Here is a 23,396-nt window from a genome sequence, read left to right on the forward strand (position 1 = left end):
GCCCGGGGAAGCCGGTGGAAGCGAAGCAGAAGCCACTCCTTCTAGATTTTTTCAGGTACCGCAAGAAAACTGTGAGGAGGGCCCATGCCGGACGGGATCGCGATCGTCGGCCTGTCCTGCCGGCTGCCCTCGGCCGCGGACCCCGCCGGGTTCTGGGCGCTGCTGCGCGAAGGCCGCAGCGCGATCGGGGAACCACCCGCCGGCCGCGCCGCTTCCCCCGGCGCGCCGCCGGCGGCGTACCTCGAGCGCGTCGCGGACTTCGACCCCGCGTTCTTCGGGATCTCGCCGCGGGAAGCCGCCGCGATCGACCCGCAGCAGCGGCTGATGCTCGAACTCGCTTGGGAGGCCGTGGAAAACGCCGGTCTCGTGCCGGGACCGCGGACCGGCGTCTTCCTCGGCGCCGACTCCGACGACTACGCCACCCTGCTCGACCGCGCCGGTGCCGACGCCGTCACGCGGCACTCCATGGCCGGGATCCGCCGCGGCCTGATCGCCAACCGCGTCTCCTACGCGCTCGGTCTGCGCGGGCCGAGCTTCACCGTCGACTCCGGACAGTCGTCGTCGCTGGTCGCGGTGCACCAGGCCGTGGAAAGCCTGCGCCGCGGGGAATGCGCGGTCGCGCTCGCCGGCGGTGTGCACCTCAACCTCGTGCCGGAAAGCGCTGTCCTCGCCGAGCGTTTCGGCGGGCTGTCGCCCGACGGCACCGCCCACGTCTTCGACGCGCGCGCCAACGGGTTCGTGCGCGGCGAGGGCGGCGCGGTCGTCGTCCTCAAGCCCCTCGACCAGGCTCTCGCCGACGGCGACCTCGTGCACGCGGTGCTCCTCGGCGGCGCGGTCGGCAACGACGGCGGCGGCGCCGGTCTCACCGCGCCGGACGCCGACGGCCAGGCCGAAGTCCTGCGGCGGGCGTACGCGGAGATCGACCCGCGGTCGGTCCAGTACGTCGAGCTGCACGGCACCGGCACGACGGCCGGCGACCCGGTCGAAGCCGCCGCGCTGGGCCGGGTCCTCGGCCGCCCGGACGCGCCGCTGGCCGTCGGGTCCGCGAAGGCGAACGTCGGTCACACCGAAGCCGCGGCCGGGATCACCGGCCTGGTCAAGGTGGTTCTCGCGCTGCGGCACCGGAAACTGCCACCCACCCCCGGCTTCGAGACCTCGGCGATCCCGTTGGCGGAACTCGGCTTGCGGGTCCAGACGTCGTTGTCGGACTGGCCCGAGCCCGGCCGCCCGCTCGTGGCCGGCGTGTCCTCGTTCGGCATGGGCGGAACGAACTGCCACCTGGTCCTGCGGGAGCCGCCCGCGCGGGAGAAGGCGGCACCGGACGTCCCGCACGCGTTGCCGTTCCTGCTGTCGGCGCGTACGCCGGAAGCCCTGCGCGATCAGGCTTCCCAGCTGTCCACGATGTCCGAAATGGACACCGTCGACGTCGGTCTTTCGCTGGCGACCACGCGCAAGCACCACGAACACCGGGCCGTCGTCATCGGCCGGGACCGCGCGGCGCTCCTGGCCGGCCTGCGCACGCTCGCCGCCGGCGGCAGCGCCCACGAGATCGTCCGGGGCCGGGTGGCGGACCGGGGCGCACTCGCCTTCCTGTTCAGCGGGCAGGGCAGCCAGCGCGCCGGGATGGGCCGGGAGCTGGCCGAAGCCTTCCCGGCGTTCGCCGACGCCTTCGCCGAGACGTGCGCGGCCTTCGACGGCCTGCTCGACCGGCCGCTGGCCGACGTCGTCCTCGAAGACGCCGTCGACCGGACGGAGTACACCCAAGCCGGCCTTTTCGCGTTCGAAGTGGCGCTGTTCCGGCTGTTCGAGGCCGCGGGGGTGCGGCCGGACTTCGTCGCCGGGCACTCGGTCGGCGAGCTGGCCGCCGCGCACGTCGCCGGCGTGTTCTCCCTGGCCGACGCGGCCCGGCTGGTCGCCGCCCGCGGCGCGCTCATGCAGGCCCTCCCGGCCGGCGGGGCGATGGTCGCGGTGGAAGCCGCCGAAGCCGACGTTCAGCCGATGCTCGGCGAGCGCGTCTCGCTCGCCGCGGTGAACGGGCCGTCGGCGGTCGTGCTGTCCGGTGACGAGGACGCCGTCCTCACCGCGGCGGCGGAGCTGGCCGCGCGCGGGCACCGCACCAAACGGCTGACCGTCAGTCACGCCTTCCACTCCGCGCGGATCGAGCCGATGCTGGCGGCGTTCGGCGAAGTCGCGAGTGGACTGTCCTATGCGGACGCACGGATCCCGGTGGTGTCGAACGTGACCGGCCGGCTCGCGACGGCCGAACTGGGCACCGCCGCATACTGGGTGCGGCACGCGCGCGAGGCGGTCCGGTTCGCCGACGGCGTCCGGACGCTGGAAGCCCGCGGCGTAACGGACTTCGTCGAGATCGGCCCGGCCGGGGTGCTGACCGAGCAGGTGCGCGCGACCGTCGCGCGGGCCACCGTCGTCCCCGCCCAGCGCGGCGCGCGGTCCGAGACCGCTGCATTGCTGCGGGCGCTGGCGACCCTGCACGTCACCGGTCGCGACGTCGGCTGGGCCGCGCTCTTCGCGCCGTGGCAAGGCAACCGCGTCGAGCTGCCGACGTACCCCTTCCAGCGCGCCGGCTACTGGCTGCCCGCCGAGCTGCCGGACCGGCGGGACATCCTGACCGCCGGTCCGGTTGCCGAGCGGGTCCCCGAACGCGGGGCCGGGGACCCGCTCGTTCCCCTCGACCTGGTCCGCGCCGAGGTCGCGGCCGTCCTGGAGTACGCGTCGGCGGCCGAGGTCGACCCGGCGCGGAGCTTCCGCGACCTCGGCGTCGACTCGCTGACCGGCCTCGAGCTGCGTGACCGGCTCGCCGAGGCGACCGGCCGCGCGCTGCCCGCGACGCTGCTGTTCGAGCACCCGACGCCCGAGGCCGTGGCCGCGCACCTGGCCGGTGCCGCCGAATCCCGCGACGACTTCGCCGCCGCGTCGGACGAACCCATCGCGATCGTGGCGATGGCCTGCCGGTTCCCCGGTGACGTCCGCACGCCGGAAGACCTCTGGCAGCTGGTCGCTTCGGGCCGGGACGCGGTGTCCGCGCCGCCGTCGGACCGCGGCTGGGACAGCGACGCCGTCCGCGAGGGCGGGTTCCTGACCGGTGCGGCCGAGTTCGACCCGGCGTTCTTCGGCATCAGCCCGCGCGAGGCGCTCGCGATGGACCCGCAGCAGCGGCTGGTGCTGCAGGCGGCGTGGGAGGCCTACGAGCGCGCGGGCATCCGCCCGGAGACGGTCCGCGGCCACCGCGACGGCGTCTTCCTCGGCGCGACCTCGCACGAATACGGCCCGCGGCTGCACGAAGCCGAGGACGGCCACCTGCTGACCGGGACGTCGCCGAGCCTGATCTCCGGCCGCGTCGCGCACGTCTTCGGGCTGGAAGGCCCGGCGATCACGGTGGACACGGCGTGCTCGTCGTCGCTGGTCGCACTGCACCTGGCGGTGCGGTCGCTGCGGGCGGGCGAGTGCGGGATGGCGCTCGCGGGCGGGGTCACGGTCATGTCCGGGCCCGGGATGTTCGTCGAGTTCGCCAAGCAGGGAGGCCTGTCCGCCGACGGCCGCTGCCGCGCGTTTTCGGCCGACGCGGCCGGCACCGGCTGGGCGGAAGGCGCCGGGGTGGTGCTGCTGGAGCGGCTGTCCGACGCGCGGCGCCACGGCCACCCGGTGCTGGCCCTGGTCCGCGGCACAGCGGTGAACTCCGACGGCGCGTCCAACGGCCTGACCGCCCCGAGCGGCCCGGCCCAGCGACGGGTGATCCGGGCGGCACTGGCGGACGCGGGACTGACGGCGTCCGAGGTGGACGTCGTCGAGGCGCACGGGACGGGCACGGTCCTGGGCGACCCGATCGAGGCGTCGGCGGTCCTGGCGACCTACGGCCAGGACCGATCGAGGCCGTTGTGGCTGGGCTCGCTGAAGTCGAACATCGGCCACGCCCAGGCGGCGGCCGGCATCGGCGGCGTGCTGAAGCTGGTGCTGGCGATGCGGCACGGGATCCTGCCGAAGACGCTGCACGTCGGCGAGCCGACCCCGCACGTGGACTGGACGTCGGGCGCGGTCGAGCTGCTCACCGAGAGCCGCGCCTGGCCCGAGGTCCCGCGCCCCCGCCGGGCGGCGGTCTCGTCGTTCGGCATCAGCGGCACGAACGCCCACGCGATCCTGGAGGCGCCCCCCGAGCACCCCAACGCCACATCGGGGCGCTCGGTCTCGCCGTGGGTGCTCAGTGCCAAGACTCCGGATGCGCTCCGGCGGCAAGCCCTTGACCTGCGGGAACACCTTCTCGCGCACCCCGAGCTGGCGTCCGGCGAGGTGGCGGCCACGCTGGCCGCGCGGAGCCGGTTCGAGTACCGCGCGGGGATCGTCGGCGGTCAGCTCGACGCGCTCGAAGCGCTGGCCGGGCACGGCACCGGCATCCACCGCACGACCCCGGGCAAGCTCGCTTTCCTCTGCACCGGCCAGGGTTCCCAGCGCGCCCGGATGGCCCAGCCCCTCTACGAAGCCGACCCGGTCTTCGCCGCCGCCCTCGACGAGGTTTTCGCGGCGCTCGACCCGCACCTGGACCGTCCACTCAAGACTGTCGTCTTCGCCGACGACACCATTCTCCTCGACCGCACCGCCTACACCCAGCCCGCGCTCTTCGCGGTCGAAGTGGCGTTGTTCCGGCTGTTCGAGCACCACGGCATCCGGCCGGACTTCGTCGCGGGGCACTCGATCGGCGAACTCGCCGCCGCGCACGTCGCCGGGATCCTCGACCTCGCCGACGCCGCCCGGCTCGTCGCCGCCCGCGGCGCGCTCATGGACGCACTCCCCGCCGGCGGGGCGATGGCCGCCATCGAAGCGACCGAGGCCGAAATCCCGCTCGGCGACGGCGTTTCCCTCGCCGCGGTCAACGGGCCCCGGTCCGTCGTCGTCGCCGGCGACGAAACCGCCGTCGCGAAGATCGAAACGCACTTCGCCGGACTCGGGCGGCGGACCCGGCGCCTCACCGTCAGCCACGCCTTCCACTCCCCGCACATGGACGGCATGCTCGACGCCTTCCGCGCGGTCGCCGGGTCGGCCACGTTCCACCCGGCGCGCATCCCGCTGGAGGTCGACGGCGATCCCGCGACGCCGGAGTTCTGGGTCCGGCACGTCCGCGGCACCGTCCGCTTCGCCGACACCGTCGCCCGCCTGGCCGACGACGGCGTCACCACCTTCGTCGAGCTGGGGCCTGACGGCGTCCTGACCGCCATGGGCCGCGATTGCCTGCCGGACGGCGACTTCCTCCCGACCCTCCGCTCCGGCCGCGACGACGTCCAAGCCGTGTACCCGGTGCTGGCGGTGCTCGGCGAAGCGATCCAGAGTGCGTCCACAGTGGACCTGCCGACCTATCCCTTCGAGCGGCAGCGCTTCTGGCTCCCGCCACGCTCGCTGCGCGCCGACGTCGCGGCCGCGGGCCTCACCCCGACCGGCCACCCGCTGCTCGGCGGCGGCGCCGAGGTCGCCGGCACGGACGGTGTCCTGTTCACCGGCCTCCTGTCCGTGCGGACCCAGCCGTGGCTGGCCGATCACGTCGTGCTCGGCGCGAACCTCCTGCCCGGCAGTGCTTTCGTGGAACTCGCGCTGCTCGCCGCCGGGCAGGCGGGCTGCGACCGGCTCGACGAGCTCGTCCAGGAGACCCCGCTGGTCCTGCCCGCGGACGGCCGCGTCCAGCTCCAGGTTTCCCTCGGCGCACCCGACGAGTCCGGCCGCCGCGCGGTGGCCGTTTCGTCGCGGCCCGACCAGCCGTCGGTGACCGCGGGCTGGACCCGCAACGCCGCCGGGTCCGTCTCCGCCGGTGGAGCCGTGCCCGCGCCGGAGCCGGTCTGGCCGCCGGAAGGAGCCGAGCCCGTCGACCTCGACGGCCGGTACGACCGCATCGCCGCCGCCGGGTTCGGCTACGGCCCCGAATTCCGGTGCCTGCGCGCGGTCTGGCGGCGAGGCGACGAGCTGTTCGCCGAAGTGGCACTGCCCGAGCACCGCGTCGCCGAGGCCGCGGACTACGGCCTGCACCCCGCCTTGCTCGACGGCGCCCTGCACGTCGTCGCCTTCGGCGACCCGGAAGGCGTCGAGGCGGGCCGGATCCCGTTCTCCTGGCACGACGTCCGCCTGCACGCGGCCGGCGCGAGCACGATCCGCGTCCGCTACACCACGGCCGCCGGAATGTCTATTGTAGACACCGAAGGTGCTCCGGTCGCCGAAGTCGGTGCCCTGTCCCTGCGGCCCGTCGCCGCGGACCAGCTGACGGCCACCGTCTCCCGCGACGACCTCTACCGCGTCGCCTGGACACCGGTGCCCGCCCCCGCCACGGCGGCCACCTGCGTGCTCACCACCGGCCTCGACCTGGCCGAGGTCCCCGACTTCGTGGCGGTGCGCACCGCACCCGGCACAAGCGCGGTGCCGGACCGGGTGCGCACCGCCACGAACCACGCGCTCGGCCTGATCCGCACCTGGCTCGCCGACGCCCGCTTCGACGGCGCCCAGCTCGTCTTCGTGACCAGCGAACTCGCTGACGCCGGGGTGCGCGGGCTGGTCCGCTCGGCCCAGACCGAGCACCCCGGCCGGTTCGTGCTCCTGGACACCGACACCGAGCTGACGCCGTCGGAAATCGCCGCCGTCGCGGCCACCGGCGAACCGGAACTGGCGTACCGGGACGGCGTCGTGCTCGTCCCGCGGCTGGCCCGGGCCACCGTGCCGGACGCGGTCCCGGCTCCGCACGGCACCGTGCTCGTCACCGGCGCGACCGGCGGTCTCGGCCGCGCGCTGGCCCGGCGCCTCGCCGAACAGGGCGTCCGGCACCTGCTGCTGGTCAGCCGCCGCGGTCCCGCCGCGGAAGGCACCGGAGAACTGGTCGCGGAACTGGAGGAGCTGGGCGCGGAGGTGACCCTCGCTGCCTGCGACGTCGCCGATCGCGACGCACTGGCCGCGCTGCTGACCGAACACCCGGTGACCGCGGTCGTCCACGCCGCCGGTGTTCTCGCCGACGGTCCGGTCGAGACGCTCACCACCGAGCAGCTCGACGACGTCCTGCGCGCGAAGGTCGATGCCGCCTGGAACCTGCACGAGCTGACCGGCGAGCTGACCGAGTTCGTGCTGTTCTCCTCCGTTTCCGGCCTGCTCGGCACGGCGGGGCAGGCCAACTACGCGGCCGCCAACGCTTTCCTCGACGCACTCGCTGAACATCGGCGTGCGCAGGGACTTCCGGGCACGGCGCTGGCGTGGGGCCTGTGGGAGACGGCGGACGGTATGGGCGGCGGGCTGGCCGCCGCGGACCGGACCAGGATGTCCCGCACCGGCGTCGGCACGTTGTCCACTGTGGACGCGCTCGACCTGTTCGACACCGCCCGCGGCGCCGCAGACGCGCTGCTCGTGCCTCTGCGCGTCGACGAAGCCGGACTGCGTGCCGCGGGGACGGTGCCGTCGTTGCTGCGGAGCGTCGTCCGCTTGCGCGCCGGCCGCGGTGCGACGAAGACCGCGGTGACCGTCGAGGGGATCGCCGACGTCGTCCGCGCCGAGGTCGCGGCCGTGCTCGGGCTGGGGAACCCGGCCGCGGTCGAGCCGGGCCGGGCGTTCAAGGAGATCGGGTTCGACTCGCTCACGTCGGTCGAGCTGCGCAACCGCCTGGCCGCCGCGACCGGGCTCCGGCTGCCCGCCACGCTCCTGTTCGACCACCCGACTCCGGCCGCGGTGATCGACCGCCTGCACGCGGAACTGGGCGGCGGCGAGGAAGCCGCGGAAGCCGCCACGCAGACCGCCGTCGCGGGGGACCCGATCGCCATCGTCGGCATGGCCTGCCGCTTCCCCGGCGGCGTGACCGGCCCGGACGAGCTGTGGCAGCTGGTCGTCGACGGCCGGGACGCGATCAGCGAGTTCCCGGTCGACCGCGGCTGGGACGTCGAGGCGCTGTACGACGCCGATCCCGACCGCCCCGGCCGCACGTACACCACCCGTGGCGGGTTCCTGCACGACGCGGGCGAGTTCGACGCCGAGTTCTTCGGCATCAGCCCGCGCGAGGCCACCGCGATGGATCCGCAGCAGCGCCTCCTGCTCGAAACCTCCTGGGAGGCCTTCGAAAACGCCGGGATCGATCCGCTCGGCCTGCGCGGCAGCCGCACCGGCGTCTTCGCGGGCGCGATGTACCACGATTACACCGCGCGCCTGGCCCCGCTGCCCGAGGAAGCGGAGGGCTACTCGTTCACCGGCGGGTCCGGCAGCGTCGTTTCCGGCCGCGTCGCCTACACCTTCGGGTTCGAAGGCCCGGCCGTCACGGTCGACACCGCGTGCTCGTCGTCGCTGGTCGCGCTGCACCTCGCCGCGCAAGCCCTGCGGCAGGGCGAATGCGGCCTCGCGCTCGCGGGCGGCGTCGCGGTGATGGCCACTCCCGGCTCGTTCGTGGAGTTCAGCCGCCAGCGCGCGCTCGCCCCGGACGGCCGCTGCAAGCCGTTCGCGGCCGCCGCCGACGGCACCGCCTGGGCCGAGGGCGCCGGGATGCTGCTGCTGGAACGCCTGTCCGACGCCCGCCGCAACGGGCACCCGGTGCTCGCCGTGCTGCGCGGGTCCGCGATCAACTCCGACGGCGCGTCGAACGGCCTCACCGCCCCGAACGGCCCGTCGCAGCAACGCGTGATCCGCGCCGCGCTCGCGACCGCGGGCCTGACGACGTCCGATGTGGACACCGTCGAGGCGCACGGCACCGGCACCCCGCTCGGCGACCCGATCGAGGCGCAGGCCCTGTTGGAGACGTACGGCCAGGGCCGGGAAACGCCGCTGTGGCTGGGTTCGCTCAAGTCGAACGTCGGGCACACGCAGGCCGCCGCGGGTGTCGGCGCGGTCGTGAAGATGGTTCAGGCGATGCGGCACGGCGTGCTGCCGAAGACGCTGCACGTCGACGAGCCGTCCCCGCACGTCGACTGGACGTCGGGCGCGGTCGAGCTGCTCACCGAGAACCGCGCCTGGCCCGAGGTCGCACGGCCGCGGCGCGCGGCGGTGTCGTCGTTCGGCATCAGCGGCACCAACGCGCACGTGATCCTCGAAGCCGTTCCGGAACCGGAGCCGTCCGCGACAGCGAACGAGCCGGTCCCGTGGGTGCTCTCGGCCCGCACGGAACCCGCACTGCGTGAGCAAGCCAGGCGCCTTCTGTCCCTTGTGGACGGCGATCCCGCCGGAGTCGCGCGGGCGTTGGTCGAGCGATCGGTGTTCGACCACCGCGCCGTCGTCACCGGTGACCTGAAGGCGGGGCTCACCGCGCTCGCCGAGCGGGGGACCGGCGCCGGTGTGGCGCGGCCGGGGCGCCGGGTCGTGTTCGTCTTCCCCGGTCAGGGTTCGCAGTGGGCCGGGATGGGCCGGGAACTCCTCGAGACCGAACCGGTGTTCGCCGAGCGGATGGCCGAGTGCTCGGCCGCCCTCGACTCCTTTGTGGACTGGCACCTCCTGGACGTCCTCGGCGACGCCGAGGCGCTGCAGCGGGTCGACGTGGTCCAGCCCGCGCTGTGGGCGATGATGGTGTCGCTCGCCGCCGTCTGGCGAGCGCACGGCGTCGAACCCGCCGCCGTCGTGGGCCACTCCCAGGGCGAGATCGCCGCCGCGGTCGTCGCGGGTGGACTGTCGCTTTCGGACGGTGCCCGCGTGGTCGCGCTGCGCAGCAGGGCGTTGCTGGCGCTGTCGGGACGCGGCGGCATGGTGTCCGTGGCCGCTCCGGCCGATCGGACGCGGGAACTCATCGCTCCTTGGCCGGGGCTCGCGGTCGCCGTGGTCAACGGCGGCGCCTCGACCGTGGTCTCCGGTGACGCCGACGCGCTCGACGAGCTGCTGGCTTCGGACGTCCCGGCCAAGCGGATCGCCGTCGACTACGCCTCCCACTCGCCGCACGTGGAAGTCCTCGAAGACGAGCTGGCCCGCGTGCTCGCCCCGGTGCGGCCGCGGTCGGGCGAGATTCCCTTCCACTCCACCGTGACCGGCGAACTCACCGACACCGCCGACCTCGGCGCCGCGTACTGGTACCGCAACCTCCGTCAGCCCGTCGAATTCGCGCGCACCACAGAAAACCTCACCGAAACGGGCCATGACGTCTTCATCGAGTGCAGCCCGCACCCGGTCCTCGTCAGCGCCCTCGCCGAGACCACCACCGCCCTCGGCACGCTCAAGCGGAACGACGGCGGCCCGGTCCGCGTGCTCGCGGCACTCGGCGAGGCGCACGTCCACGGCGTGCCGGTCGACTGGGTGCCGCCCGCGGGCACCCGCGCCGCCCTGCCGACCTACCCCTTCCAGCGCGAACGGTTCTGGCTCGACGCGGTCGAAACCCCCGCCGGCGTCGACGGGCTCGGCCTCGACGCGGCCGGGCACCCGCTGCTGGCCGCGTCGACCCGCCTCGCCGACCCGGACGTCCGGCTGTTCACCGGCCGGCTGTCGCTGCGGGCGATGCCGTGGCTCGCCGACCACGCCGTCCTCGACACGCCGTTGCTGCCCGGCACCGCGTTCCTCGACCTCGCCCTGCACGCGGCCCGCGAAACCGGTGCCACCGTGGAAGATCTGACCGTCGAAGCGCCGCTCGTCCTGCCGCGCCGCGGCGCCGTGCTCGTCCAGGTCACCGTCAGCGAAGACGCCTTGAAGATCTTCGCCCGTACCGAGGACGGGCCTTGGACGCGGCACGCCTCGGGCACCCTCGGCCCGGCCACCACCGCGGTCCGCCCGCCGCTGACCTGGCCGCCTGCCGGGACCGAGATCGACGTCGAGAAGTTCTACGTCGCCGCGGCCGAAGACGGTTTCGACTACGGCCCCGCCTTCCAGGGCCTGGCCCGGGCCTGGCGGTCCGGCGACGACGTCCACGCCGAGATCAGCCCGGCCGAGCCCGGCACCTTCGTGGTGCACCCGGCGCTGCTCGACGCCGCGGCCCAAGCGGTCCGGCTCGGCGGCTTCTTCGCCGACGACGCCCCCCGCCTGCCGTTCGCGTGGTCCGGGGTCACCGCCCACGCGTCCGGCGCCCGGGCGCTGCGGGCCCGGCTTTCCCCGGCCGGCCCGGACGCGGTGTCGCTGGCGGTGGACGACGAGGACGGCCGCCCGGTGCTGACGGCGGAAGCGCTGACCCTGCGCCCGTTCTCGCCCGCGCAGCTCGCGGCCGGTTCGGACTCGCTGTACCGCCTCGCGTGGCAGCCGATCGAGACCGGCGCGCCGGTCGAGGGCGACGTCGTCGTGTCCGCCGGCACCGGCGAAGTCCGCGAAGTCCTCACCCGGCACCTGGATCTCGTGCGCGAGTTCCTGGACTCGCCCGCCGACGGCCGGCTCGTGGTGCTGACCAGCGGCGCGACCGAAGACGACCCCGCCGGCGCCGCGCTCTGGGGGCTCCTGCGGTCGGCGCAGGCGGAGCACCCGGGCCGGATCGTGCTGGCCGACGTCGACGACGATCCGCGTTCGCGGCAAGCCCTGCCCGCCGCACTCGGCACCGGGGAGGGGCAGCTCGCCCTGCGTGCCGGGGTCGCGTACGTCCCGGCGTTCGCCCGCGCGGACGTCCGCGCCGCCACCGGGCCGCTGCTCGACGCGGCCGGCACGGTCCTCGTGACGGGGGCGCTCGGCACGCTCGGGCGGCTCGTCACCCGGCACCTCGTGCTCGCCCACGGCGCCCGCCACCTGCTGCTGCTCAGCCGCCGGGGACCGGAAGCCGACGGCGCGGCCGAGCTCGTCGCCGAGCTGGCGGAGCTGGGCGCGGCCGCCGAGGTCGTCGCCGCGGACGCCGCCGACCGGGACAGGCTCGCCGAGGTGCTCGCGGCGATCCCGGCCGAGCGCCCGCTGACGTCGGTCGTGCACGCCGCCGGGGTGCTGGCCGACGCGACCTTCTCCGCGCTCACCGCCGAGCAGCTCGACACCGTGCTGCGGCCGAAGGTCGACGCCGCCCGGCACCTGCACGAGCTGACCGCGGGACTCCCGTTGCGCAGCTTCGTCCTGTTCTCCTCGGTCGCGGGCACGCTCGGCACCGCGGGGCAGGCGAACTACGCGGCCGCGAACGCCTACCTCGACGCGCTCGCCCGGCACCGCCGCGCGAACGGGCTGCCGGCGTTGTCGCTGGGCTGGGGCCTGTGGGCCGAGGTGAGCACGATGACCGGCGGGCTGGACCGCACCGACCTGGGCCGGCTGGGCCGCACGGGCGTGCTGCCGCTGTCGAACCGGCAGGGCCTGGACCTCTTCGACGCGGCCTGGGCGGCCGGGGAGGCGGTCCTGTACCCGGTCCGGTTGGAGACGTCGGCCGCGCGGCTCGGCGAGGTCCCCCCGCTGCTGCGCGGGCTCGTCCGCGCTCCGGCCACCCCGGCGAAAGCGCGGATCGAGCTGACCGACGTCCCCGCCGCCGAGCTGCCGAAGGTGCTGCTCGACCTGGTCCGGGGCGAGGTCGCCGCGGTGCTCGGGCACCAGGGGACGGCCGCGATCGACCCCGCCCAGCCGTTCGCCGAGATCGGGTTCGACTCCCTGACCGCGGTCGAGCTGCGCAACCGGCTCACCGCCGCGACCGGGGTGCGGCTGCCCGCGACGCTCGTCTTCGACCACCCGACGCCGTCGGCCGTCGCCGCGCACCTCGAACGCGGGCTGGTCACCGACCCGGCCCGCCCGGAGGCGCTCGACCACGTCGAGCGCCTCGAGCACGCCCTCGCCGACGTCGACGAGTCCGTGCTGGCCACGGTGCTGGCCCGGCTCGAAGCCCTCGGCGCCCGCCTGCGGCGGCCCGAACCCGAACCCGGCGACCCGGCGCAGCACCTGCGCACCGCTTCGGCCGACGAACTACTCGACTTCATCTCCAAGGAGCTGGGCAACCATGGCTGAGCACGACGACCGCGTGCTGGAGAACCTCCGCTGGGTCACCCTCGAACTGCACCAGGCCCGCGAAAAGCTGCGGGCCGCCGAGGAGCCGATCGCCGTCGTCGGCACCGGCTGCCGGTACCCCGGCGGCGTCACCACGCCCGAGGACCTCTGGCGGCTGCTCGACGGCGGCACCGACGCCATCACCGAGTTCCCCGGCGACCGCGGCTGGGACGTCGAAAGCCTGCACCGGCCGGACGAACCGGGGCACTCCAGCACCCGCCACGGCGGGTTCCTCGCCGAGCCGGGCGCGTTCGACGCCGGGTTCTTCGGCATGTCCCCGGCCGCCGCCGAGGTCACCGACCCGCAGCACCGGCTGCTGCTCGAACTGTCCTGGGAGGCCGTCGAACGCGCCGGCATCGACCCGCAGTCGTTGCGCGGCAGCCGGACCGGCGTGTTCGCCGGGACGATGTACGCCGACTACGGCACCGGCGCGGCCGACGCGGACCTCGCCGGCCGGGTGCTGATGGGCACCTCCGGCTCCCTGGCCTCGGGCCGGATCGCTTACACCTTCGGCTTCGAAGGCCCGGCGCTGACGCTCGACACCGCCTGCTCGTCGTCGCTGGTCGCCGTGCACCTGGCGGTGCAGGCGCTGCGCCGGGGCGAGTGCACGCTCGCGCTCGCGGGCGGGGCGACGGTGCTCGCGACGCCGTCGGTGTTCGTCGAATTCTCCCGCCAGCGCGGGCTTTCCGCCGACGGGCGCTGCAAGGCGTTCGGCGCGGGCGCCGACGGAACCGGCTTCGCCGAGGGCGCCGGGGTCCTGTTGCTGGAACGGCTTTCCGACGCGCGCCGGCTCGGGCACCCGGTGCTGGCCGTGGTGCGCGGCTCGGCGGTGAACTCCGACGGCGCGTCGAACGGCCTGACCGCGCCGAACGGTCCCGCGCAGCAGCGGGTCATCGCGCAGGCGCTCGCCGACGCGCGGCTGGCACCGTCCGATGTGGACGTCGTCGAGGCGCACGGGACCGGTACCGCGCTGGGCGACCCGATCGAAGCCCAGGCGGTGCTCGCCGCGTACGGACAGGATCGGGCGGAGCCGCTGTGGCTCGGGTCGGTCAAGTCGAACCTCGGGCACACCCAGGCCGCCGCCGGCGTCGCCGGGCTGCTGAAAATGATCCTGGCGCTGCGGCACGGCGTGCTGCCGAAGACGTTGCACGCCGACGAGCCGTCACCGCACGTGGACTGGACGGCGGGCGCGGTGTCGCTGTTGACCGAACCGCGGCCGTGGCCCGCGGGGGATCGCCCGCGCCGGGCCGGTGTGTCGTCGTTCGGGGTCAGCGGGACCAACGCGCACGTGATCCTGGAGGAGGCGCCCGCGGCCGAACCGGCGGTCTCGTCGCCGGACGTTCCCTCGGCACCGTGGGTGCTGTCGGCCCGGAGCGCCAAGGCGTTGCGTGACCAGGCCGCCCGGCTGCTGTCCGTTGTGGACGAGAACCCGCTCGACGTCGCCCACTCGCTGCTGAGTTCACGCAGCCGGTTCGACCACCGCGCGGTCGTGCTCGGCGAGGACCGGCGCCGGGGGCTCGCGGCGCTCGCCGCCGGGGAGGAATCGTCCACTGTGGTCACCGGGACCGCCGACGCCGGGCCGGACGCGGTGTTCGTCTTCCCCGGCCAGGGTTCCCAGTGGGCCGGGATGGGCCGTGAGCTGCTGGAAACGTCTCCGGTGTTCGCCGCCCGGCTGGCCGAGTGCGCGGCCGCGCTGGTGCCGTTCACCGACTTCGACCTGCTGCGCGTCCTGCGCCGCGGCGACGAGCTCGACCGCGTCGACGTCGTCCAGCCCGCGCTGTGGGCCGTGATGGTGTCGCTGGCGGCGCTGTGGGAGTCCCACGGCGTGCGGCCCGCGGCCGTGCTCGGGCACAGCCAGGGTGAGATCGCCGCCGCCTGCGTCGCCGGTGCACTGTCCCTTTCGGACGGTGCGCGGGTGGTCGCGCTGCGCAGCAAGGCACTCGCCGCGTTGTCCGGCCAGGGTGGCATGGTGTCCGTGCGGCGCCCGGTCGGCGAGGTCGAGCAGCTGCTGGCACCGGGGCTGTCGATCGCCGCGGTCAACGGGGCCGCGTCGGTCGTCGTGTCCGGCGCACCGTCCGCATTGGACGAACTCGTCGAGAAGTGCGGCGAGCACGCGAAACGGATTCCGGTGGACTACGCGTCCCACTCCGCGCAGGTCGACTCGCTGCGGGAGCGGCTCCTCGCCGACCTCGCGCCGATCCGGCCGCGCCGGGCCGAGGTCCCGTTCCTCTCGACGGTGACCGCGTCGGCGTTCGACACCACCGGGCTGGACGCGGAGTACTGGTTCACGAACCTGCGGCAGCCGGTGCTGTTCGACCCGGCGCTGCGGGCCGCGCTGGCCGAGGGCTGGACCGCGTTCGTCGAGCTCAGCCCGCACCCCGTGCTCACGCTGGGCATGCAGCAGACGGCGCCGGGCGCGGTCGTCGCCGGTGCGCTGCGCCGCGGCGACGGCGGCCTCGGCCGGGTCCGGCTGGCGCTGGCCGAACTGGCCGTCCGCGGGATCGACGTCGACTGGGCACTCCCGGCGGGACGGCGGATCGACCTGCCCACGTACGCGTTCGACCACCGCAACCACTGGCTCACCACCACACCACTATCACTTTCACGTGAAAGTGATCCGGAGGAGCCCCCTCCAGATCACTTTCACGTGAAAGTGGTGGGGCTGACCGGCGCCGAGCGGCGGCGGGCGCTGGTGAAGCTCGTCCGTTCCGCCGCGGCGGCCGTGCTCGGCCACGCCTCGACCGACGACGTCCGGCCGGCCGGGTCGTTCCGCGAGCTGGGCTTCGACTCGGCGGCCGGCGTCCAGCTCCGCAACCGCCTCGCCGCGGCGACCGGGCTGGAGCTGCCGGTGACGGTGGTGTTCGACCACCCGACCGCCGCTGCGCTGGCCGACTACCTGCTGGCTTCGCTGGCGGACACGCCGTCGGACGGCCTCGACCGCCACCTCGACGCGCTCGAGGCCGGCCTGCGCGACCTCGACGGCGCCGCGCGCGACCACGTGCTGACCCGGCTCCGGACGCTCGTCGCGGCCGGGCCGGCCGCCGCGGCGGAACTGGCGGGCGCCACGGCCGACGAGATGTTCGCGCTGCTCGACGAAGAACTGGGTGCCGCCAAGTGACGAACGAACAGAAGCTCCTCGACTACCTCAAGCGCGCCACCGGCGACCTGCGCGAAGCCCGCGGCCGGGTCCGGGAGCTCGAGGACCGCGCGCACGAGCCGATCGCCGTCGTCGGGATGAGCTGCCGGTACCCCGGCGGTGTCGCTTCGCCCGCTGACCTGTGGACGCTGGTCGACGAGGGCCGCGACGCCGTCACCGAGTTCCCGGCCGATCGCGGCTGGGATCTGGCGAAACTGGCCGATCCCGCGTCGGCTTCCGGCACGAGCTACGTCCGGCACGGCGGTTTCCTCGACGACGTCGCCGGGTTCGACGCGGCGCTGTTCGACCTCAGCCCACGCGAAGCCACGGCGATGGACCCGCAGCAGCGCCTGCTGCTCGAAGCCGCCTGGGAAGCGTTCGAACGGGCCGGCATCGCGCCGGATTCCGTGCGCGGCAGCCGAACCGGCGTCTTCGCAGGCACCAACGGCCAGGACTACGGGCCGCGGCTGCACGAGGCACCCGCCGACGTCGAAGGCCACCTGCTGACCGGGCTGGCCGCGAGTGTCCTTTCCGGACGGATCGCCTACGCGTTCGGCCTCGAAGGCCCGGCGCTCACGGTGGACACCGCGTGCTCGGCGTCGCTGGTCGCGGTGCACCTGGCGATCCGGTCGCTGCGCGCGGGGGAGAGCACGCTCGCGCTGGCCGCCGGCGTGTCGGTGATGAGCACGCCCGGCGGGTTCGTCGAGTTCAGCCGCCAGCGCGGGCTCGCCCCGGACGGCCGCTGCAAGTCCTTCGGCGCCGGCGCGGACGGCACCGGCTGGGCCGAGGGCGTCGGCGTCCTCGTGCTGGAACGCCTGTCGGACGCGCAGGCGAACGGCCACGACGTGCTGGCCGTACTGGCGGGTTCGGCGGTCAACTCCGACGGCGCGTCCAACGGCCTCACCGCGCCCAGCGGCCCCGCGCAGCAGCGCGTCATCCGGGCCGCGCTGGCCGACGCGCGGCTCGTCCCGTCCGATGTGGACGCGGTCGAGGCACACGGCACCGGCACCGTGCTGGGCGACCCGATCGAGGCTTCGGCGCTGCTGGCGACCTACGGCCAGGACCGGGAAACGCCGCTGTGGCTGGGATCGCTCAAGTCCAACATCGGGCACGCGCAGGCCGCGGCGGGGATCGGCGGGATCATCAAGACGGTCCTCGCCCTCCGCGCGGGGAAGCTGCCGCGCACGCTGCACGCGGACGAGCGCTCACCGCACGTCGACTGGACGGCCGGCGCGGTGTCCCTCCTGACCGAAGCCCAGCCGTGGCCCGCGGGGGATCGCCCGCGCCGTGCGGGGGTCTCGTCGTTCGGGGTCAGCGGGACCAACGCCCACGTGATCGTCGAGGAGGCCCCCGAGCGCCCCGATGTGGCGTTGGTTGCGTCTGACGCACCGAACGCCACATTGGGGCGCTTGGGGCCGTGGCTGCTGGCGGGCAAGTCGCCCGAGGCGTTGCGGGCTCAGGCTGCTCGGCTGGGTGGGGTCGAGCCGAGCGTCGACGTCGCGTTTTCGCTGGCCACGACCCGGGCGCAGCTCGAGCACCGGGCCGTTGTCGTCGGGGAGCTGCCTGCCGGGCTGGCCGCGTTGGCTGCGGGGTTGCCCGCCGCCGGGCTCGTCCAGGGCCAGGCTCGCGCCGAGACCAAGCTGGCCTTCCTGTGCACCGGCCAGGGGGCCCAGCGGCCGGGGATGGGCCGCGAGCTGTACGCCGCGTTCCCGGCGTTCGCCGCCGCGTTCGACGCCGTCTGCGCCGAGATCGACGCCCGCCGGGACGGCGCGCCGCCGCTCAAGGACGTCGTCTTCGCCGACGTCGGCACGCTGCTCGACCGCACCGACCACGCGCAGGCCGGGCTGTTCGCGGTCGAGGTCGCGCTGGCCCGGCTCGTCGAGTCGTGGGGCATCCGCCCGGACGTCGTCGCCGGGCACTCGCTCGGCGAGATCACCGCGGCGCACCTGGCCGGCGTGCTCTCCCTCGCCGACGCGGCCGCGCTGGTCGCCGCGCGCGGCCGGCTGATGGCGGCGGTGCCCGCGGGCGGTGCCATGGCCGCGATCGAGGCCGGGGAAGCCGAACTCGACCTGCCGCCGGACGTCGACCTGGCCGCCGTCAACGGGCCGGCCGCGGTCGTCGTCTCCGGCCCGGAAGACGCCGTCGCGGACGTGGTCGCGCACTGGGCGGCCCGGGGACGCCGGACCCGGCGGCTCACCACGAGCCACGCCTTCCACTCCGCCGCGATGGACCCGGTCCTCGAGCCGCTGGCGGAAACCTTGCGGACACTGGACTTCCGGCCGCCGGTCGTCCCGCTGGTGTCCACCCGCACCGGACAGACCGCCAATATGTCCACAGTGGACTACTGGACCGCGCAGGTCCGGGAGCCGGTCCGCTTCGCCGACGCCGTCGCGACGTTGGCCGGGCAGGACGTCACGGCCTACCTGGAACTCGGCCCCGACGGCGTGCTCACCGCGATCGCCCGCGGCCTCACCGACGCCGTGACGGCGGTCGCGCTGCGCCCGGACCGCGACGAGCCGGCCACCCTGCTCACGGCGGTCGCCACCCTGCACACGCACGGCGTCCCGGTCGACTGGACCGCCTTCTTCGCCGGTGCGCGGCGCACCGACCTGCCGACCTACGCCTTCCAGCACGAGCGCTACTGGCTCACCGCGGACGGCCGCACGCCGGCTCGTGCCCGCCCCGAACTTCCCGTAGCGGGCGGGAACCTGACCGACCTGGTCCGCGCGCAGGCCGCGGCCGTCCTGGGCCACCCCGAAGCCCTCGACGCCGAGCGCGCGTTCGCCGACCTGGGCTTCGACTCGCTGACCGCCGTCGAACTCAGCTCCCGGCTGGGCACCGCGACGGGGCTGACGCTGCCCGCCACGCTCGTCTTCGACCACCCGACCCCCGCCGCGCTCGCCGCGTGGCTCGCGGGCAAGACGCCGACCGGGGCGATCACCGCCCACGCGGGCTCGGCCGACCCGATCGTCGTCGTCGGCATGGGCTGCCGCTACCCGGGCGGCGTCGCGTCCCCGGCCCAGCTGTGGGACCTGGTGCTGAGCGGCACCGACGCGATCAGCGCGTTCCCCGCCGACCGCGGCTGGGACGTCGACGGGCTGCACGACCCGGAACCCGGCCGGCCGGGCAAGACCTACGTCCGGCACGGCGGGTTCCTGGCCGACGCCGCCGGGTTCGACGCCGGCTTCTTCGGGCTCAGCCCCCGCGAGGCCCTGGCGACGGACCCGCAGCAGCGGCTGCTCTTGGAAGTCGCCTGGGAGACGTTCGAGCACGCGGGCATCGACCCGCGCGCGGTCCGCGGTGACGCCGTCGGCGTGTTCGCCGGGACCGCGTCCCAGGACTACGGGCCGCCGCTGCACGAGGCTCCCGAGCACGTCGGCGGCAACCTCGGCACCGGCACCGCGGCCAGTGTCCTTTCCGGACGGATCGCCTACACGTTCGGCTTCGAAGGCCCGACGCTGACCGTCGACACGGCGTGCTCGTCGTCGCTGGTCGCGCTGCACCTCGCGGCGCAATCCCTGCGCGCGGGCGAATGCACGCTCGCCCTCGCCGGCGGGGTCACGGTCATGTCGAGCCCCGGCGCGTTCGTCGAGTTCAGCCGCCAGCGCGGGCTCGCGCCGGACGGCCGCATCAAGTCCTTTTCGGACACCGCGGACGGAACGGCGTGGGCGGAGGGCGCCGGGATGCTGCTGCTGGAGCGGCTTTCGGACGCGCGGCGGCTCGGGCACCCGGTACTGGCCGTGATCGCCGGGTCGGCGGTCAACTCCGACGGCGCGTCCAACGGCCTCACCGCGCCCAACGGGCCGTCGCAGCAGCGGGTGATCCGGCAGGCACTCGCCAACGCCGGACTGTCCGCTTCGGACGTCGACGCGGTCGAAGCTCACGGCACCGGCACGGTGCTGGGTGACCCCATCGAGGCGCAGGCCGTCCTCGCCACCTACGGCCAGGACCGGACGGCGCCGCTGTGGCTCGGGTCGCTGAAGTCGAACATCGGCCACGCGCAGGCCGCGTCCGGGGTCGGCGGGATCATCAAGATGATCGAGGCCATGCGCCACGGCGTCCTGCCGCGGACCCTGCACCTCGAATCGCCATCGGCCAAGGTGGACTGGACGGCCGGTGCGGTCGCGTTGCTGACCGGCACCACGCCGTGGCCCGAGACGGACGTCCGGCGAGCCGCCGTGTCGTCCTTCGGCGTCAGCGGCACGAACGCCCACGTGATCCTCGAACACCCGGCGGGCACCGCCGCACCGGACGGGTTCACGGGCCCGGTGCCGTGGCTGCTGTCGGCGCGCACCGAGACGGCGTTGCGCTCGCAGGCCGGGCAACTGCTCGAGGTCGACGCCGATCCCGCGGAGGTCGCGCGGGTCCTCGCTTCCGGCCGGGCCGCGTTCGCGCACCGGGCGGTCGTTCTCGCGGCCACGCCCGAGGAACGTGCCGCCGGGCTCGCCGCGATCCGTGACGGCCGTGGTGCGATCACCGGGGAAGCCGGACCCGGCCGGACGGCGTTCCTGTTCACCGGCCAGGGTTCCCAGCGGGCCGGGATGGGTCGCGAGCTGTACGGGACGTACCCGGCGTTCGCGGCCGCGTTCGACGCCGCGTGCCCGGATCCGCGGGTCCGGGAGGTCGTCTTCGCGGGCGGCCCCGAGCTCGACGGCACCGAGTTCGCGCAGCCGGGCATCTTCGCGGTCGAGGTCGCGCTCGTGCGGCTGCTCGAATCGTGGGGCGTGCGGCCGGACGCCGTGCTGGGCCACTCCGCCGGCGAGATCGCCGCCGCCCACGTCGCCGGCATCCTGACCCTCGAAGACGCGGTCACGCTGGTCACCGCGCGGGGCCGGTTGATGCAGGCGCTGCCCGAGGGCGGCGTGATGATCGCGGTGCAAGCGTCCGAAGAGGACGTCCGGCCGCTGCCGGCCGGGGTGTCGCTGGCCGCGGTCAACGGGCCGGACGCCGTGGTGCTGTCCGGGGAAGCGGCCGCGGTCGCCGAGGTGGCGGCGCGGTTCGCCAAGACCAAGCGGCTCGCCACGAGCCACGCGTTCCATTCGCCGCTGATGGCCCCGATGCTGCCGGACTTCCGCGCGGCACTCGAAACGGTGTCCTTCGCCGCGCCCGCACTCCCGTTCGTCCCCACCGGCGGGACCGGCCCGGAGACGGCGGAGTACTGGATCGGGCAGGTCGAAGCCACCGTCCGGTTCGCCGACGGCGTCGAGGCCCTGCGCGCCGACGGCGTCACGACGTTCGTCGAGATCGGCCCGGACGCCGTGCTGGCGGCGCTGGTCGAGGACGCCGTGCCGGTGCTGCGCGCGGACCGGCCCGAATCCGAGACGCTGCTGACGGCGGTGGCCCGCCTGCACGTCCAGGGCAAGAGTCCACAGTGGACGTCGATCCTGGGTTCGGCGACCACGCGGGTCGACCTGCCGACGTACCCGTTCGAACGCGAGCGGTACTGGCTCGACCCGGGTACGCCCCCGGCGGCCGACCCGGCCGGCGCGCGGTTCTGGGCCGCCGTCCGCGACGGCGACGGCACCGGGCTGGCCGAAACCCTCGGCGTCGAAAGCTCCACAGTGGACGCCGTGCTGCCCGCGCTCGCCCGCTGGCGCGGCGAAGCCGACGGCGGGACCACCGGCTGGCGGTACCGCGTGGCCTGGCAGCCGATCGACACCCCGGCCGCGCTCGACGGCTGGTGGCTCGCCGTCGTCCCCGAAGGCAGCGACGTGCGGCTTCCTGAAGGCGTCACGGTGCTGGAGGTGCCTGCCGGGATCAGCCGCGCGGACCTCGCGGCGCGGCTGCCGGAGACCGACGGCGTGCTGTCGTACCTCACCGCCGCCGAGGACGTCCTCGTGCTGGTCCAGGCCCTCGGGGACGCGGGCCGGGACGCGCCGCTGTGGTGCGTCACGCGCACCGCCGTCCAGGTCGGACCGGGCGAGCCGGTGGACCCCGCCGCGGCCGGGATCTGGGGTCTCGGCCGCGTCGTGGGGCTGGAGCACCCGCGCCGCTGGGGCGGGTGCGTCGACCTCGCGGACGGCGCCGACCTCGTGCTCGGCGGCGGCGAGGACCAGATCGCGGTGCGGCCGTCCGGGGTGTTCGGACGGCGGCTCGTGCGGACGACCGGGCGGCAGGTCCGCGAGTGGCGCCCGCGCGGCACGGTGCTGATCACCGGCGGCACCGGCGCGCTCGGCGGGCACGTCGCCCGGCGCCTGGCGGCCGGCGGCGCCGAGCACCTGGTGCTGACCAGCCGTCGTGGCCAGGCCGCACCCGGGCTCGCCGAGGACCTGACCGCGCTCGGCGCGCGGGTGACGGTCCGCGCGTGCGACGTCGCCGACCGGGCCGCGCTGGCCGCGCTGCTGGCCGAATTCCCGCCGTCCGCGGTGGTCCACGCCGCCGGCGCGGCCGATCCCGAGCACCTGGCCGGCACCTCCGTGGCCGAGTTCGCCCGCGTCCGCGCGGCGAAGGTGCTGGGCGCGGCCCACCTCGACGAGCTGCTCGGGGACACCCCGCTCGACGCGTTCGTGCTGTTCTCGTCGATCGCGGCCACCTGGGGAAGCGGCGGCCAGGGCGCGTATTCCGCGGCGAACGCGGCGCTCGACGCCGTCGCCGAATCACGCCGGGCCCGCGGCCTGACCGCGACGTCGATCGCCTGGGGCCCGTGGGCCGGGCCGGGCATGGCCGAGGGCGAGGCCGGCGTCCGGATGGCGCGGCGCGGGGTGCCCGGGCTGCCGCCGGAGCGCGCGGTCGCCGAGCTGATCGCGGCGGTCGAGCGGGACGAGCCCACGGTCGTCGTCGCGGACGTCGACTGGGCGCGGTTCGTACCGGCGTTCACCGCCCAGCGCCCGAGCCCGCTGCTCGGCGAGCTGCCCGAGGTCCGCGAGGTCCTGGCGCTCGAACCGGCGGCCGGCGGCGCGGTCGCGGAGATCCTCGGCACCGCCCAGGGCCCCGAGCTGGACCGGCTCCTGCTCGACATCGTGCGCGGCGAGATCGCCGTGGTGCTCGGGCACGCGACGCCGGAGTCGGTGGACGTCCGCCAGCCGCTGCGCGACCTCGGCCTCGACTCGCTGGCCTCGGTCGAGCTGCGCGACGGGCTGTCCCGCGCGACCGGGCTCGTCCTGCCCAGCACGCTGGTCTTCGACCACCCGACGGCCGAAGCGCTGGCCGCGCACCTGCGCACCCGCGTCGAGCCCGCGCCCGACGGCCTCGCCGAGGAGCTGGACCGCCTCGAAGCCGGCCTGACTTCGGCGGGTGCCCAGGACCGCGGCCGGGCGCTGGCTCGCCTGGAGGTCCTGCTCGCCCAGTGGCGCGAGGACCGCGAATCGATCGCGGAACGCCTCGACTCGGCCGACGACGACGAGATGTTCCGCCTGCTCGACACCGAATTCGGCATCTCCTGATGCCGCCGACGACTCCCTGT

The 23,396-nt window shown here is 75.1% G+C and carries 2 protein-coding genes and 1 pseudogene; all 3 read left to right on the top strand.

Annotated features, from left to right (window positions below; genetic code table 11):
* Window positions 1–84: 84 nt before the first annotated feature.
* The 3 genes and pseudogenes from ACLJQM_RS13170 to ACLJQM_RS13180 all read left to right on the top strand — a co-directional run bounded on the left by ACLJQM_RS13170 (window position 85) and on the right by ACLJQM_RS13180 (window position 23,376).
* Window positions 85–12,819 carry an SDR family NAD(P)-dependent oxidoreductase gene (locus tag ACLJQM_RS13170; RefSeq protein WP_410631420.1) on the top strand — a complete coding sequence of 4,245 codons (12,735 nt, stop codon included), beginning with the start codon at window positions 85–87 and terminating at the stop codon, window positions 12,817–12,819.
* 34 nt (window positions 12,820–12,853) lie between these two features.
* Window positions 12,854–15,976: pseudogene (locus ACLJQM_RS13175) on the top strand (type I polyketide synthase); the annotation flags it as partial.
* Window positions 15,973–23,376, top strand: coding sequence for a type I polyketide synthase (locus ACLJQM_RS13180; RefSeq protein ID WP_410631421.1), 7,404 nt, complete (start codon window positions 15,973–15,975; stop codon window positions 23,374–23,376). The pseudogene ACLJQM_RS13175 and the gene ACLJQM_RS13180, both read left to right, overlap by 4 nt.
* Window positions 23,377–23,396 lie beyond the last annotated feature (20 nt).

Source organism: Amycolatopsis sp. cmx-4-83, from assembly GCF_046548815.1.
In the GTDB taxonomy this organism is placed as follows: Bacteria; Actinomycetota; Actinomycetes; order Mycobacteriales; family Pseudonocardiaceae; genus Amycolatopsis; species Amycolatopsis pretoriensis_A.

Coding starts and splice junctions, on each gene's coding strand:
- ACLJQM_RS13170 (WP_410631420.1), top strand. CDS start 85: ATGCCGGACGGGATCGCGATCGTCGGCCTGTCCTGCCGGCTGCCCTCG.